The 13,844-nt window shown below is 69.9% G+C and carries 13 protein-coding genes; 7 read left to right on the top strand and 6 right to left on the bottom strand.

Going from position 1 to position 13,844, the window contains the following annotated elements:
• Window positions 1-62: 62 nt before the first annotated feature.
• A complete protein-coding gene (locus HUA75_RS20165; protein WP_174487303.1) occupies window positions 63-1,850 on the top strand; it encodes an FHA domain-containing protein in 1,788 nt (595 codons plus the stop codon).
• Here the strand turns inward: HUA75_RS20165 and HUA75_RS20170 are convergent.
• Window positions 1,825-2,484, bottom strand: coding sequence for a hypothetical protein (locus HUA75_RS20170; RefSeq protein ID WP_174487304.1), 660 nt, complete (start codon window positions 2,482-2,484; stop codon window positions 1,825-1,827). The two genes, HUA75_RS20165 and HUA75_RS20170, sit on opposite strands and share 26 nt — an antisense overlap.
• A 78-nt stretch (window positions 2,485-2,562) precedes the next feature.
• A complete protein-coding gene (locus HUA75_RS20175; protein ID WP_002639129.1) occupies window positions 2,563-3,057 on the bottom strand; it encodes a CarD family transcriptional regulator in 495 nt (164 codons plus the stop codon).
• A gap of 191 nt (window positions 3,058-3,248) precedes the next feature.
• Between HUA75_RS20175 and HUA75_RS20180 the strand changes: the two genes are divergently transcribed.
• The gene (locus HUA75_RS20180; RefSeq protein ID WP_174487305.1) at window positions 3,249-5,708 is read left to right on the top strand and encodes a DNA internalization-related competence protein ComEC/Rec2; all 2,460 of its coding nucleotides are present in this window, start codon (window positions 3,249-3,251) and stop codon (window positions 5,706-5,708) included.
• Between the two features lie 4 nt (window positions 5,709-5,712).
• Entirely contained in the window at window positions 5,713-5,967 is a 255-nt protein-coding gene (locus HUA75_RS20185; protein ID WP_174462013.1) for a hypothetical protein, read from the top strand.
• 21 nt (window positions 5,968-5,988) lie between these two features.
• Here the strand turns inward: HUA75_RS20185 and HUA75_RS20190 are convergent, their stop codons facing one another.
• Window positions 5,989-7,185: a carbohydrate-binding family 9-like protein gene (locus tag HUA75_RS20190; protein ID WP_174487306.1), complete on the bottom strand. Its 1,197-nt coding sequence runs from the start codon at window positions 7,183-7,185 to the stop codon at window positions 5,989-5,991.
• Window positions 7,186-7,347: 162 nt separating this feature from the next.
• Here HUA75_RS20190 and HUA75_RS20195 point away from each other — a divergent pair, with 162 nt between their 5' ends.
• The 4 genes from HUA75_RS20195 (at window position 7,348) to HUA75_RS20210 (ending at window position 10,315) form a co-directional block, all read left to right on the top strand.
• Window positions 7,348-7,827, top strand: a complete 480-nt coding sequence (locus HUA75_RS20195; RefSeq protein WP_174487307.1) for a hypothetical protein — start codon at window positions 7,348-7,350, stop codon at window positions 7,825-7,827.
• Between the two features lie 15 nt (window positions 7,828-7,842).
• Window positions 7,843-8,556, top strand: coding sequence for a hypothetical protein (locus HUA75_RS20200; RefSeq protein ID WP_174487308.1), 714 nt, complete (start codon window positions 7,843-7,845; stop codon window positions 8,554-8,556).
• A gap of 64 nt (window positions 8,557-8,620) precedes the next feature.
• Window positions 8,621-9,358: a YqjF family protein gene (locus HUA75_RS20205; RefSeq protein WP_174487309.1), complete on the top strand. Its 738-nt coding sequence runs from the start codon at window positions 8,621-8,623 to the stop codon at window positions 9,356-9,358.
• A gap of 81 nt (window positions 9,359-9,439) precedes the next feature.
• Window positions 9,440-10,315 (top strand): FHA domain-containing protein, encoded by an 876-nt coding sequence (locus HUA75_RS20210; RefSeq protein ID WP_174487310.1) that lies wholly within the window; start codon window positions 9,440-9,442, stop codon window positions 10,313-10,315.
• On the opposite strand, the gene HUA75_RS20215 is transcribed toward HUA75_RS20210, so the two are convergent.
• From HUA75_RS20215 to HUA75_RS20225, 3 genes are all read right to left on the bottom strand, one after another.
• Window positions 10,316-10,747, bottom strand: coding sequence for a PH domain-containing protein (locus HUA75_RS20215; protein ID WP_141646302.1), 432 nt, complete (start codon window positions 10,745-10,747; stop codon window positions 10,316-10,318).
• A gap of 63 nt (window positions 10,748-10,810) precedes the next feature.
• Window positions 10,811-12,418 (bottom strand): tetratricopeptide repeat protein, encoded by a 1,608-nt coding sequence (locus HUA75_RS20220; RefSeq protein ID WP_174487311.1) that lies wholly within the window; start codon window positions 12,416-12,418, stop codon window positions 10,811-10,813.
• Window positions 12,419-12,528: 110 nt separating this feature from the next.
• Window positions 12,529-13,839, bottom strand: coding sequence for an adenylosuccinate synthase (locus HUA75_RS20225; protein ID WP_141646300.1), 1,311 nt, complete (start codon window positions 13,837-13,839; stop codon window positions 12,529-12,531).
• Window positions 13,840-13,844: the final 5 nt, after the last annotated feature.

Consider the following 13,844-nt stretch of genomic DNA (forward strand, 5'->3'; position numbering starts at 1 on the left):
ACTTCGGACGACCCGGGCCTGAGAACCTTCCAGCCGGTCCTCAATCAGCGAGAATGGTGTTCATGGCTCCAGCGAATCCCAAGCGCCCGCCCCGCCCTCCCCGTCCGCCGGGTACGCAGGCGCCGAAGGAGCCCGAGGTGGAGCTGCCCTTCGACGACGATGAGGTGGCCCCCCTCCAGGCCGACGACCCTCGCCCCCAGCGGGTGCCCCAGTTTCCGGCGGGCTCTCGCAAGGGACGCTCGAAGAGCGGCGGCAAGGGCCGGGAAAAGAACGACCGGGAGTTGTCCGGCCGGTTCGACTGGGGACGCGAGTACTCGAACCCCGGACATCCACCGGCCTTCCTCTACGTCGAGCGAGGCCCCGGGGCGGGTCAGCTCGTGCCCGTGCAGCAGGGGCCCCTGGTGTTGGGGCGGTCGTCCTCGTCGGACCTGCGGCTCCAGCATCCGTCCATCAGCCGGCGTCACGCGCAAATAACCCGCCAGGGCGACCAGGTCTTCATCAAGGACCTGGGCAGCCAGAATGGCACCTTCATCAACCGCAACCGCGTCACCGATGAAGTCGAGGTGATGCAGGGTGACGAAATCACCCTGGGCAACGCGATGCTGCGGCTGCGCGGTCCGGGTGGCACGCCCGCCGCGGGCATCCCCGCCCTCACCGGCGCCACCCCCGAACCCCTTCCGCGCAAGCGAGGTCTCGGCCCCTGGGGCGTGGGACTCGTCGCCGCGGGCCTGGGCTCCACCGTGGCGGCCCTCATCACCGTGCTCGCGGTGGGACTGAGCTCGAATCGGACGGCACCCACCAACGAGGCGACGCGCTCGGGTGGCTCCGCTTCCACGCGAGGGCAGACTCCGCCGTCCGAACCCGCCCAACCGGAGGATGATCGTCCCCTCCTCGTGGACACGGGGAACGTGCGTCCCACCGCCAGAGCCACGGACCGTGCGCCCACGGGCGACGACACGGTCGGCGAAACACCGGCGAGGACGCGGAGAAGCGGCACCGAACGTGACGAGCCTCGCGCCGCCACTCGGACTGAGGAGCGCAAGGCTCAGGCGGCCCCGTCCGGGGATGACGATTCACGCGCCCCTGACAAGGTCCGACCGTCCCAGGGCGGCTCGTCCACGTCGACGGCGGGCCTGAGCGCTCGGGACATCGCGTCGGGCGCTACACGGGCTTCGCGGACCGACACGTCCGCCGCGCCCGCAGAACCGCGCGCGACGGCCCTGGCCACGGCCGCGGCGCGTCCGTCGCGGACAGACACCGCTGCTTCGCCCTCGAGCCTCAGCGCGAGCGACCTGGCCACCGGAGCGGTCCGCGCCCCCCCGCGTGGGACGCGTGACACGACGGAAGAAGTCCCCGCGTTCCAGGCCATGTCCTCCGATGACGAGGCCGTTTCCGCTGAGAAGGTCGTCACGAACACGAAGGCCCGTGACACCAAGCCCCTGGGCCCTCCGACGGAAGCGGAGGTCCTGCGGCTCTATGAAGCCGGAGAGGTGACGTCCGCCATGGAGATGGCGAAGTCCGGCCGGTTCACGGCGCTGCACGCGAAGCTCGTCCGCTTCGACGCCGCGGGCAGCGAGGCGCGCAAGGCCCTGGCGAAGGGCGATACGACTCGCGCCATCACCCAGCTCACCGTCGCCGTCAACGTCGACCAGGAGCTGTCCAGGGGGTGGAGCCGCCTGGGGCCCCAGCTGCGCGCGCAGCTCTCGACGCTGTATGTCCGCTCTGGCGCGGACCACATGAAGGCCCAAGACTCCGACGCGGCCCGCTCTGCCTTCCAGCAGGCCCTGAAGTACGACGCGGGCAACCGCAGGGCCACCGAGGGACTCAGGCGGCTCGACCAGGCCCCTTGAGCGCTTTGTAGAGCAGCACCGCGTTGAGCACGCTGAAGGCGACCAGTGCCAGACAGGCAAGGACGAGCCCGCGGTCCTCGCCCGGCCGCTCGCCCTCGATGAGCAACCACAGCCTGCCTTCGTGGGCCTGGAGCTCCCCCATGCCTCGCAACAGCGCGAGCGCATCGCGGTAGCGCGGCGCATCGTCCTCCGAGAGCAGACGCCCCCTGATGCCGAAGGGCCTCGGGTCTGGAGGGGGCGGCGGCCTCCCCGTCACCCAGTCCTCGCCGGGCAACGCGGGCCGGCGCACGACGAAGGGCGACTCGCGCAGGCCCACCAGCACGAACAGCGCGCTCCCATCCCGCTCGTAGGCGCCTCGCGCCGTGGGAAGGCCATGCACCTGGGCGTAGCGATTGGAGGCGAGCGCGTCGAAGCGGTAGTCCCCCTCCACACCCAAGGTCAGGGGAACCCGGGACGAGAAGAAGTACGCCAGCTCCCGACGCTGCATCAGCAGGAGCGCCAGGCTCACCACGATGCCCAGCACGGCCGCCAGCGGCCTGACACCCACGCGACGCCGCGCGAGGCTCGACTCGAGCTCGGCGATGCGCGCGTCTCGCTCGGCCTGTACCGAGGAGGAGGAAGGCGACTCGTTCATGACGTGAAAAGACGAAGCCCCGAGTTCCCTTCGCGGGAACCCGGGGCAAGGAGTCTCTCGGGCGGAAGCCCGTGTAGCTCAGGCGAGGTTGAAGATCTTCTTCAGGTCCGACTCGATCTCTTCCTCGGTGCAGTCCTTGGCCAGCGACAGCTCCTTGATGAGCAGCGAACGCGCCGTGTCGAGCATCTTCCGCTCGCCAAAGGACAGGTCCTTGTCGCCCTTCAGGAGGTAGAGGTCGCGCAGCACTTCGGCGATCTCGAAGACGGAGCCCGTCTTGATCTTCTCCATGTACTCCCGGTAGCGCCGGTTCCAGGTCGTGGAGTCGACCGAGATGTCCTTCTCCCTGAGGATGGAATAGACCTGCTTGACGTCCTCCTCGCTGATGATCTCCCGGAGGCCGACCGACCCGACCTTGTTGATCGGGATCATGATCCGCATCCCGTTCTCCAAGATGCGCAGCACGTAGAACGACTGGCGCTGCCCGGCCACTTCGGTGTGCTCGATACCCATCACCTCACCGACGCCCTGGCCCGGATAAACCGCCTTGTCACCAGTCTTGAAGCTGGTCTGCACTAACTGCCTCCTTGAAAGACTCGCTCCCGGCCTTCCATCACCAAGCCGGGCACTACTACCACAAACCACATCCACGGGCAACGATATCGCCTTGACCACCCAGGACGCGCCCGACTACGTTGTCGGTTTTCGTACGCGGTATCGCTCGGTGTACGAGCCGGCGTGACGGACGGTGTTGGGCGGGGTGGCGGGTGGATCGTTACGCGTGGCGCGACCTGGGGACGCGTCCCCTTTTCTTTCCTTCGTTGAGCTTGCTGCTAGGCGCTCTCTGGTCTCCTGGAACGGACGGCCCGGCGGAGCTATTTCTGGTCTGCGGGGTTTTGCTGGGAGTGGCCGGGCTGGCGCTCGCCCGGCTGCCTGGTGCTCATCTGGCGGTGCTGGGCGCACTCTGGATGGCCGGGGCGGGGCTGGCGCGCTGGGAATCCCAGACCCTGGTTCCGACGGCCCTGGCGAAGGGCGGCGAGGCCGTGGTGGAGGGCGAAGCCGAGCGGGTGGACCTCCTGGACGGAGCCACCCGGGTCCGGCTCGCGGTGGTTCGCGCGGGGCCCGAGGAAGGGGCGCTCGAGAGTGCCCGCTTCAAGCTGAACCTGACGCTTCGCGGAGCCGCGCCGCCACTGCTGCCGGGTCAACGACTGCGGGCCAGGGTTCGCCTTGCTCCGGACGCGCCCGCCGCCAATCCAGGCGAGAAGGACTTCACGTCGGTCCGGCGCAGGCAGGGTGTGGCCTTCACGGGGGCGACGAGCGCGGAGCGTGTGCTGGTGCTGTCGCTCGCGCCCGCGTGGCGCTGGGTGATGGAGGACACACGGGAGCGACTGGCCGAGGCGACGCACCGGGTGGCTCCCTCGCGTGACTCCGCGGCCCTCTTCCTCACGCTCGCGGCGGGGCGGCGAGCAGAGCTGGACGCGGATTGGGAGGAGGCCTTCTCACGGGCGGGCCTCGCGCACGTGCTGAGCGTGAGCGGGCTGCATGTCGCGGCCCTGGCGCTGATGACCCTCGCGCTGTTGCGGCGTCTGCTGGTGCGGGCGGGGGCCCGGTGGCGGAAGCTGGATGCTCGACGGGTGGCGGCACCCGCGGCGGTGCCCTTCGTCTGGGCCTACGTGCTGTTCACCGGCAGCCAGCCGCCGGCGGTGCGCTCAGCCGTGATGGCCACGGTGGTGTTGTTGGGCCTGGCGTGGTGGAAGCGCGCGGACGGGTTGAATGGCCTCTGTGCCGCCGCGCTGGTGCTGGTGCTGTGTGCGCCCTCCAGCGTGGAGGACCTGTCGCTGCGACTGTCGTTCCTCGCGGTGCTCGGACTCGTGCTGCTCGTGCCGGCCCTGCGACTGGCCCTGCCCTTCCCTCGGCCGGACCCGCGCGAGCCACGTCGATGGGCGCGACTGTGGGGGCAGGGACGCGAGGCCGTGGCACAGACGCTGTGCGCGAGCGCGGCGGCAACACTCGCGGGACTGCCCGTGGCGGCGTCGGCCTTCGGGCGGGTGAGCCTCGCGGGGCTCCTCTCCAATGTCGTCGCCCTGCCCCTGTGCGGGCTGCTCACGGGACTCGCGGCGGGCGGGGCTGCGCTGTTCGTGGTGGCGCCTCCCCTGGCGACTCCCGTGCTGTGGGCGGGCGCCTGGGCGTCGGAGGCCCTGCTGTGGCTCACCCGGGTGTTCGCGGCCATGCCCCTGGCCTCGGTGGAGGTACCGCCACTCGGGGCCTGGTCGGCGCTGTATGCCTTCGGATTGTTGACGTGGGCCCTGGGAACGGGCCGGTGGCGCGGGGGCGGATGGCTGGCGCCGGTGGCCCTGGTCGCCGCGGCGCTCGTTCCACGGCTCGCGCCCGAGCCGGGCCTGCGCGTCACCTTCCTCTCGGTCGGCCAGGGAGACGCGGTGGTACTCAGTTCGCGCGGACACCATGCGCTCGTGGATGGCGGTGGCTCGCCAGGAGGAGCCGACACGGGGCTGCGCTTCGTCGTCCCCTACCTCCGACACCAGGGCATCTCCACGCTGGACCTGACGGTGCTGTCCCATCCGCATCCGGACCATGCGCTCGGGTTGGTGTCCACGCTGGAGCACGTGCCCACCGCGCGCCTGTGGTTGCCGGCGGGCGACGAGGGTGGACCGCTGTCTCGGCGGGTGGTGTCGGCCGCGCGCGATGCGAGCGTGGAGGAAGTGCAGGCCGGACATCCCTCGCTGCTCCTGGGCGAGGCGACGGTGGAGGTCCTGGGCCCGCCGGGGGACGCGGAGCGCGAGCTGTTGGAAGGCGTGAATGACCGCAGCGTGGTGCTGCGGGTCCGCCACGGTGACGTCACGGTGCTGCTGCCCGGAGACATGGAGCACGACGCGGAGGAGCTTCTGGCTGACAGCCTGGGCCCGGTGACGGTGCTGAAGGCCCCGCACCACGGCTCACGCACGTCCTCCACGCAGGCCCTGGTGGACCGCATACGCCCCAAGCACGTGGTGTTCTGTGTCGGCCGGCGCAACCGCTTCGGCTTTCCCCATCCGGAGGTGGAGGCGCGCTATCGCGCCGCGGGCAGCGAGTGTTGGAGGACGGACATCGACGGCGCCGTCACCGTGGAGAGTGACGGGCGGGATGTCCGGCTGGTCCCTCACCTGACGCGCGAGCCCGCCGGTGAGGACGCTCGACTTGCCGTTGATGCGCGGCATTCCCATCGTTGAGGCGATGAATCCCGAGGACATCGACCTGCGGCAACTGACGGCGGACCTGAAGGACGCGCTGGGCCCTGGAGAACCCGTGGGCTACCTGCGCGGCAAGTCGCTCATGCGGGACTTGCTCGTGGACATGAAGGGCTTCTCCCAGCAGGAAGCCGAGGAGCTCATCGATACGCTGGAGCTCCAGGGCTACCTCCGCTTCCTCGGGGACCCTTCCGAGCGCTCCGTGGCGGATGCCCAGTGGGACATCACTCCGCACGCGTGAGCGCGCGGGGCACGGTCGTCTTCACTGGAAGGTCAGCCACGCGAAGCGCGGCAGTGCATGGAAGTCACCGACAAAGAGGGGCGAGAAGGCCTGCCCCTCCACGGTGCGGCGGCCATGGTGCTCCAGGCGGTAGAGATTGAAGCGCCAGCGCGCTCCCGGCTGGGGAGGCACCTGGGGGACCTCGGCGAGCTTCGCGAAGGGAATCCGCATCTCCACGGACCAGCCCTCGTCCTTGTCGGAGGCGTCGTCCAGCGTGCCCCGGACCTTCACCGCCGTCGTCATCCCCGAGTCCCAGGACAGGTCCATTCCCTGCCGACGCGCGGGGAAGTACGCATCGAAGTTGACGTTGTGCGGTGACACCTGCAGCTCGTTGTACGTGCGCCCGTCCGCGTTGGCGTCGAGGAAGATTTCCACCACCTCCTGCTCGTAGATGGGGTCGTCGCGCTTGCGCAGCGTGCCCCAGACGTCGGGGTCCTCGCTGTCGAAGGCCACGTAGAGGTACGCGTTGTCGTAGGCGAGACGCGCCTCGGTGCGCAGTCGCACCGCGCGCCCGTCGAAGCTGCCCCTCAACACCACGGGCGCGGCCTCCTTCCAGACCGCGTCGTCGAGCACACCGTCGATGGTGGGCGCGGTGCCCGCCCTGCGGACGACATACTCGGGCAGCTCCGGAGCCGCGCCGCCGAGCTGGGGACCAAGCATCCGGTGTGCCCCGTCGTGAGAGGCGGCGTCATCCACCGGCAGCCGCTCGTCGCCGCGCCAGAAGCCCAGCATCGCCCGAGAGGGCACGGGCGGCATCGGCACGGAGTGGACGTCCTCGACGACCTTGCCCACCGGCCATGAGGCCAGCGGCGCCGCGCCGTCCTGAATCTCGTGGTCCGCGTTGACGAGCATTCCGCCGGTCGCCGCGTCCACCACGTGGACGAAGAAGCCGTACCCCTGCGGAGGCGGCCGCACCGCCTGGAAGTAGTGCGCCAGCCGGACCTGCTCGCCCGGGGCGGCATGAGCGGGCGTCACCTTCGAGCCCAGGTACACCACCGAGCCCCCCGCGAACGTGGCGCCGCTTCGGTACGTCAGGTCCGAGGGCGCGGTGTCCAGGACGCGGGCCTTCGCGGGCTCGGGCAGACGGGACGTGCGCGGCTTGGGGCCCGCCTGTTCATCGCGGCACGCGGCCACGAGGCACGAGAGGGTCAGGAGAAGGACGGTGGAAGGGGTGCGCATCGGCGGCGGGCATCCTAGCGACTTCACGGTGGGGAGTGGGCCCGTTCGCCACGAAGGGAAGCCCTGGCGGCCCTGCGCGCACCTGCCCGGCCGTGCCCCCTGCGTCCCATTCGCGGGGCGCAGGCTCCATCTTCAAGCCGGCACCTTCCGGAGGTTTCGCTCATGTCGCGTAGTCGGTTGCTCGCACCCACGGCCCTGCTCTGCGCGGTGTTGACATCCCTCTTCGCGATGGCGGCTTCCGACGACTCCGTATCCACGGGCTCCACCTGGCTGGACGCGAAGCCCCTGCCCTCCTGGAACACGTCGGGCGCTCGCCTGCCCAAGGCGCTCCCGGGCGATGGCCAGTCCCTGCGGACCGGACGCTGCGCACAGTTCGCGCGCAAGCCCACCACCGCGTCGGACCGGGCCTTGATGAAGGCGGGGTGGACGCTGCTGGGCCCGCTCCAGTTCGACGGAGCCATGGGTGAGGTCCGCCTCTACAGCCCCAGGAACCTGACGGCCACCGTGCGTCGCTACGCCGCGGACGACCCGCTCTGCTGTCCATCGCGACAGGGCTCCGTGCAGTACGAGCTCCAGCCAGGCCCCAAGGGGCCCGTGGTGACGGCGACCCAGGCCACGACGAGTCCCACCCCACCGCAGTAACGAAGGGCCCACGACATGGACACGCCCGCGACGGTTCCGCCCGAGCTCAAGAAGGAGATCGCCGACGCGCTCCTCCACCTCCGTCCCGCGCATGAGCGGCGCCGTGAGTACGTGCTGGAGCTCCTGGCCACCGTGCTGCTGGCCCTCGCCACCGTCGGGTCCGCATGGACCGCCTACCAGTCGACCCGGTGGAGCGGAGACCAATCCTTCCAGTACAGCAAGGCGAACGCGCTGCGTGCGGAGTCGGTGCGCGCCTCCACGACGATGGCGCTGCTGGTTGAAATCGACACCAGCCTCTTCGAGAGCTGGGCGGACGCGTGGACCGACGGCGACTCGCAAAGGCTCGACTTCTACGAGCGCCGCTTCCGGGAAGAGTTCCGACCCGCCTTCGAAGCCTGGCGCGCGGAGGCAACCCGCCCGGGCGAAACTCCGGAGGGAACGCCCTTCACCCGACCCGAGTACCACCCCGCTACGCTCGACAAGAGTCGGGAGCTGGCCGCAGAAGCCGAGAAGGCCTTCGAACAGGCGCGACAGTCCAACCAGAACGGCGACAACTTCACCTTCTGCGTCGTCCTCTTCGCCTCCGTCCTCTTCTTCGCGGGCGTGTCGACGAAGCTGCTCCACCCCTCGCTGAAGATCGCCCTCCTCGCGCTGGCAGGGGTAATGATGGTGGTGGCGACCCTCTACATGTTCTCGCTGCCACAAAACATCGGCTTCCGAATCCAGTAAGCCGGAGTGCCAGGAAGGATGCGCCGGCCAGGACGTCGCGGCTTCGCGCGCATTACGAAGGGGCATGCGCCCCTTTCTCACGGCCACGTGGCGGTACCTCGTGATGCTCAACTACGAGGTGGACCCGAAGGTGCTCGCGCCGCTTGTGCCGCGGGGCACGGAGCTGGACACGTGGCAGGGGAAGACCTTCGTCAGCATGGTGGGCTTCCGCTTCCTGGACACCCGCGTGCGCGGACTCGCGGTGCCCTTCCACCGGGAATTCGACGAGGTGAACCTGCGCTACTACGTGCGCCATCGCGGCCCCGAAGGCTGGCGGCGCGGCGTGGCCTTCGTGCGGGAGCTGGTCCCCCGCTGGGCCATCGCCACCGTGGCGCGCGTCGTCTACAACGAGCCCTATCTCGCGCTGCCCATGCGGCACATCGTGGAGATGGAGGGCGCCGAGCAGGGCGCTCCGGGCCGGCTGGAATATGCGTGGAAGCACGAGGGCCGCTGGCAGCGCCTGGCGGCGAGCACTCGCGGCCGCCCCATCGCCAGCACCCCCGGCTCGCAGGAAGAGTTCATCACCGAGCACTACTGGGGTTACACGCCCCAGCGCGATGGCGGCTGCGCGGAGTACCGCGTGGAGCACCCGCGGTGGTCCGTGTGGCAGGCGGACGACGTGGCCTTCGACTGTGACGTCTCGCGGCTGTATGGCGACCGCTTCACGTCCGTCCTGAGCGGGACTCCCGCGTCGGCGTTCGTCGCGGATGGCTCGGGCGTGGCGGTGTACCCGGGCGAGCGTCTCGCGGTGGGGATGGACTGACGCCGTCCCGGACGCTCACGCCCGGTAAGCGCGCGATTCCCCGAGCGGCGTGCCGGTCCGCGCGTTGCTCCACGGCGGGCCATGCGCTTCGAGTTCCAACACCTGGGCACCACCACGCCCTTCGAACTGCCCGAAGGACACCACCTGCTGGGCGGCGGTCCCGACGACCACATCCGCCTGGAGTCCCTCCCGCCCAAGCTGTTGACCCTGCGCATCGAAGGGTCCCAGCTCATGGTGGAGGCGACGCGGACCTTCAACGTCAATGGCGTGCTCGTGCCCCCCGGCGTGTCCCGACTGGTCCTCCCGGGTGAAGTGCTGGGCCTGCCCGACACGATGCTCCTGAGCGTGCTGCCGGAAGCCCCCATGGAGCGCGGCCTGGGCACGGTCGCCGTGCTCAAGGGATTGCTCACGGGCCTGGACGCGCCCGCGCCGTCCCGAGCCGCCACCCTCACCTGTCTGACTGGGCTGGACGTGGGCCGCACCCATGCGCTCGCGGAGGCACGCACCAGGCTGGGTCGCGGCCAGGAGGCGACGCTGCGCCTTCGAGACCGCGCCGTCTCGCGCAGCCACGCCTGCATCCTTCACGACGAGGACGAGGGCAACTTCACCCTGGAGGACCTGGGCAGTCCCAACGGTGTCTTCGTCAATGGTCAGCGGGTGAGAGAACAGGTGCCCCTGTCCGACGGCGACGTCCTGGAGCTGGGCCGGACGCTGCTGCGCTTCCAGGCCCCGTTGGAGGAACCCACACCCGAGCCCGTGGCCAGTGAGCCCCCGTCACGGACGCAGGAAGGAATCGTCGAGGCTCCGACACCCAGCGTCGACGGGGTCGAGGCAAAGGGGCCCTCGGAGGCTCGGCCCACCGTGCGCCGCGCTCACGCGGAATGGTGGCTCATTGGATTGGGCGCAGCAGCGGCGCTGGCGGGGCTGCTCGTCACCTATGTGCTGGCGACGGGATAGTCAGCCCGGCAGAGGCCCCAACCCGGCACGTTCGACGAGAATCCGGGCGAGCGTCTGGTGGTGCCGGAAGAAGCTCGTGAAGTGTACGAATCCCCACTGTCCACGAATCGCGTAGACGGTGACGGGCCCCGGCAGGACGTCCACGTTGCGGATGTCCGCGAAGGAGAACCGCCGGGTTCGCACCATGCCCCGGTAGGTGATGCCCCGGGCATCCACGACGATGAGCGTTCGCGCGTAGTACGTGAGCGAGACGCCGAAGAAGAGGATGAAGAAGCCCGCCGAGAGGAAGGTCTTCAGCGGGACCCCTTCGAACTTGAAGAGGTAGAGAAGAACCGCCACCCAGAGCAGGCCAGCCACCGCCATCGAGGCCGCCAGCCCCCGACGGGGGCGGAAAACCTGCCGTTCGTCCATCTCCGCGTCGCGCACGGCCATGCATCCAAATTAGTGCCTGGGACTGACAGGATCCACCTGCCCCGGCGCCCGCCTGCCAGCCGGTCAACGCAGCTTCGTGGCCTTCTGTCGAGATTCCTCCTGGAGCTGAGGTCGGACATCCGTGGCGGACGAAGCGGCGTAGCGCTCGTAGAGGCCACGGGCCTCGGCGTTGCGACCGAGGGCGCGGTAGGACTCTGCCAACCCGTAAAGGGGGGAGGCCACCTGGGGCTCCAACTCCAACGCGAACTGGTAGTCCGCCGCGGCCTCCGCGTAGCGACGCAGGCCGATGTTCGCGCTGCCGCGCGCGGTGTAGGCGACCGCCAGCATGGGCTCGAGCTGGATGGCCTGGGTCAGATGCGTCAGCGCGGTGGCGAAGTCCCGCGCACCGATGCGCTGCACGCCCTGCTCATAGGCTCGCCGGGCCTGGGCGCGCGTCGTGTCAGCGACAGGTCCGGAGCCAGGTGCCTGCCCCGCGGCCTGGGGTGAAGCGCCCGCCTGGGCCAGCTTCGCGCGAGCTCGGGTGATGTTGTCCTGCGCGCTCTGACGGATGGCGGCGTCCTGCGTGAGCCGCGTCGCCGTCTCCCACTTCTCCACCGCCTGCCCGTAGTAGCCGAGCACCGCCAACGCATTGCCCAGCTTGAAGAGGGCCTCCACATGGCTGGAGTCCGCGTGCGACGCGTCCAGGAACGCGAAGGCCGCCTCACGGTAGCGACGCTCCTTCATCAACGCATCGCCATCACGGATGCGCGAGGCCGCGAGCGCCGGGTTCGACGGCCGCTCCTGGGAGCCCTCCGTGGCCGCGCGGGTCGACGGGAAGGGCAGCGGATCCTGCGCGGCGTTCCCCGTGGGTGAGGCCGACTCAGCTTGGGCAAGCCCCACCGCCGGGCCCGCGCTCCCCGCCGGAGCGACAGTCCCAGCCTGAGCAGCAGTCCCCTTCTGCGCGCTGCTCCCCTCCGGGGAGGCACTTCCCGCCACGGGCGTGGCGCTCGGGGTGCTCCCCTTCTCACGCACGCCACTCGCGGGCTCCGCGCTCCCCACTGGAGGGACGGCCTCGCTCGCGGGAACAACGGATGAAGGTGGCGGCGCGGCGGCGACACGCGGGCCCGTGCGCTCGGCTGTCGCGGGCAGGGGCACTCCGCCCAGGGCCTTCAGGTGCCCTCGCGCCTTCTGCACCCAGATCTGCTCCGAGGGCCGCCGCTCAAGGGCGATGTAGCCCTGATACGCGGCAATCGCCTGGGCCTTGTCACCAAGCTGACGGTGGCTCTCCGCCAGTCCGTAGTAGCCGTCCGCGTCGTCGGGCTCGAGCTGGACGTAGCGCGCATACGCTCGCGCGGCGGTGGAGGCATCCCCGGCCTTGCGCGCGGCGTAGCCCAGGTTGAAGAACGCCATCTTGTGCTGGGGGTCCGCGTCCGTGGCCTCGATGAAGCGCGCCATGGCGTCCTTCAGCTGGCCCTGGCGGAACAGGACACTGCCCAGGCCATTGAGCGCCGGGGCGTATCCAGGCGTGGCGGCCAGCGCCTCGCGATAGGCGATGGCGGCCTCATCCAGACGGCCACCGGAGAGCGCTGACTCACCGCGAGCGAAGGCAGCCCGGGCGGGCTCGGAAGGCTCCGCGGCGCCGAGCAGCAACACCGCGGTCAGGGCGATGACGGACCTGCTCACGAAAACCATGACGTCCCCCAGGGGGTGGCTCCCGACTGCCGTAGCAGAAACCGGGGACGGCGTCACGGCGCTCCCGCACCCTCGGTGGGAAGTTTCCTCCGAGGGTGCGCTTCCCCGCCTCAGCTGCGGAAGGGGTTCTGCAGCAAAACCGTCTCGCCACGGTCGGCGCCCACGGAGACGCACACCACGGGGACGCCGCTGATCTCCTCCACGCGACGGACGTAGCGCTTCGCGTTCTCCGGCAGCTCGTCGAAGCTGCGCACGCCGGCGAGCTTCTCGTCCCAACCGGGCAGCGTCTCGTAGATGGGCTTGACGCGCGCCAGGTCCTCGTAGTCCCCGGGCAGCTCGGTGACCTTCTGGCCATCCAGGTCGTACGCGTTGCAGAGCTGGAGCGACTTGAGCCCGCTGAGCACGTCGAGCTTGGTGAGCGCGATGCCCCACAGGCCGTTGACGCGCACCGCGTAGCGCAGCACCACGCCATCCAACCAGCCGCAGCGGCGGGGACGACCCGTCGTCGCGCCGAACTCATCACCGACCTTGCGCAGCTGATCGCCAATCGCGTCGTTCAGCTCCGTGGGGAACGGACCGCCGCCCACGCGCGTGGTGTAGGCCTTGCTGATGCCCATCACCTTGTCGATGGCCGTGGGCCCCAGGCCCGAGCCCACCGCCGCGTTGCCGGCCACGCAGTTCGACGACGTGACGAAGGGATAGGTGCCGTGGTCCACGTCGAGCAGCGTGCCCTGCGCGCCCTCGAAGAGGATGCGCGCGCCCTTGCGCACCTGCTCCGCGAGGAACAGCGAGGCGTCGTGCACGTAGGGCTTGAGTCGCTCGCCCAGCGCGGAGAACTCGGCCAGGACCTGAGGCACCTCCAGCTGCGGCACGGGAACGCCCGCCTTCGCGCACAGCTCCTTCAGCTCCTCGAGCGCCTGCGGCAGCCGCTCCTCGATGCGCTTGCGCAGCCGGTCCGAATTGAGCAGGTCACGCATGCGGATGCCCCGGCGCGCGACCTTGTCCTCGTAGGACGGGCCGATACCGCGACCGGTGGTCCCAATGGCGCTGCCACCGCGGGCCTTCTCGCGGAAGCTGTCCAGCAGCTTGTGCCACGGGAAGATGACGTGGGCATTGTCGGAGATGAGGAGCTGCGAGTCCTCCTTGAGGAAACCGCGCGCCTTGAGCGCATCGATTTCACCCACGAGCACCGCGGGGTCCACCACCACTCCGTTGCCAATGACACACGTCTTGCCCGGGTGGAGGATGCCCGAGGGAATCAGGTGAAGGACGGTCTTCTGGCCACCCACCACGAGCGTATGGCCCGCGTTATTGCCGCCCTGGAAGCGGACGACCAACTGGGCATGCTCGGTAAGCAGGTCGACGACCTTGCCCTTACCCTCATCTCCCCACTGCGCTCCGATGACGACGACGTTCGGCATGGTGC

This window comes from Myxococcus sp. CA040A, assembly GCF_013336725.1.
Lineage (GTDB): Bacteria > Myxococcota > Myxococcia > Myxococcales > Myxococcaceae > Myxococcus > Myxococcus llanfairpwllgwyngyllgogerychwyrndrobwllllantysiliogogogochensis.

Bases quoted from the DNA above. Each gene is read 5' to 3' on its own strand.
- HUA75_RS20220 (WP_174487311.1), bottom strand. From the start codon at position 12,418: ATGGTTTTCGTGAGCAGGTCCGTCATCGCCCTGACCGCGGTGTTGCTG.
- HUA75_RS20165 (WP_174487303.1), top strand. From the start codon at position 63: ATGGCTCCAGCGAATCCCAAGCGCCCGCCCCGCCCTCCCCGTCCGCCG.
- HUA75_RS20190 (WP_174487306.1), bottom strand. From the start codon at position 7,185: ATGCGCACCCCTTCCACCGTCCTTCTCCTGACCCTCTCGTGCCTCGTG.
- HUA75_RS20205 (WP_174487309.1), top strand. From the start codon at position 8,621: ATGCGCCCCTTTCTCACGGCCACGTGGCGGTACCTCGTGATGCTCAAC.
- HUA75_RS20200 (WP_174487308.1), top strand. From the start codon at position 7,843: ATGGACACGCCCGCGACGGTTCCGCCCGAGCTCAAGAAGGAGATCGCC.
- HUA75_RS20215 (WP_141646302.1), bottom strand. From the start codon at position 10,747: ATGGCCGTGCGCGACGCGGAGATGGACGAACGGCAGGTTTTCCGCCCC.
- HUA75_RS20195 (WP_174487307.1), top strand. From the start codon at position 7,348: ATGTCGCGTAGTCGGTTGCTCGCACCCACGGCCCTGCTCTGCGCGGTG.
- HUA75_RS20210 (WP_174487310.1), top strand. From the start codon at position 9,440: ATGCGCTTCGAGTTCCAACACCTGGGCACCACCACGCCCTTCGAACTG.
- HUA75_RS20225 (WP_141646300.1), bottom strand. From the start codon at position 13,839: ATGCCGAACGTCGTCGTCATCGGAGCGCAGTGGGGAGATGAGGGTAAG.
- HUA75_RS20185 (WP_174462013.1), top strand. From the start codon at position 5,713: ATGAATCCCGAGGACATCGACCTGCGGCAACTGACGGCGGACCTGAAG.
- HUA75_RS20170 (WP_174487304.1), bottom strand. From the start codon at position 2,484: ATGAACGAGTCGCCTTCCTCCTCCTCGGTACAGGCCGAGCGAGACGCG.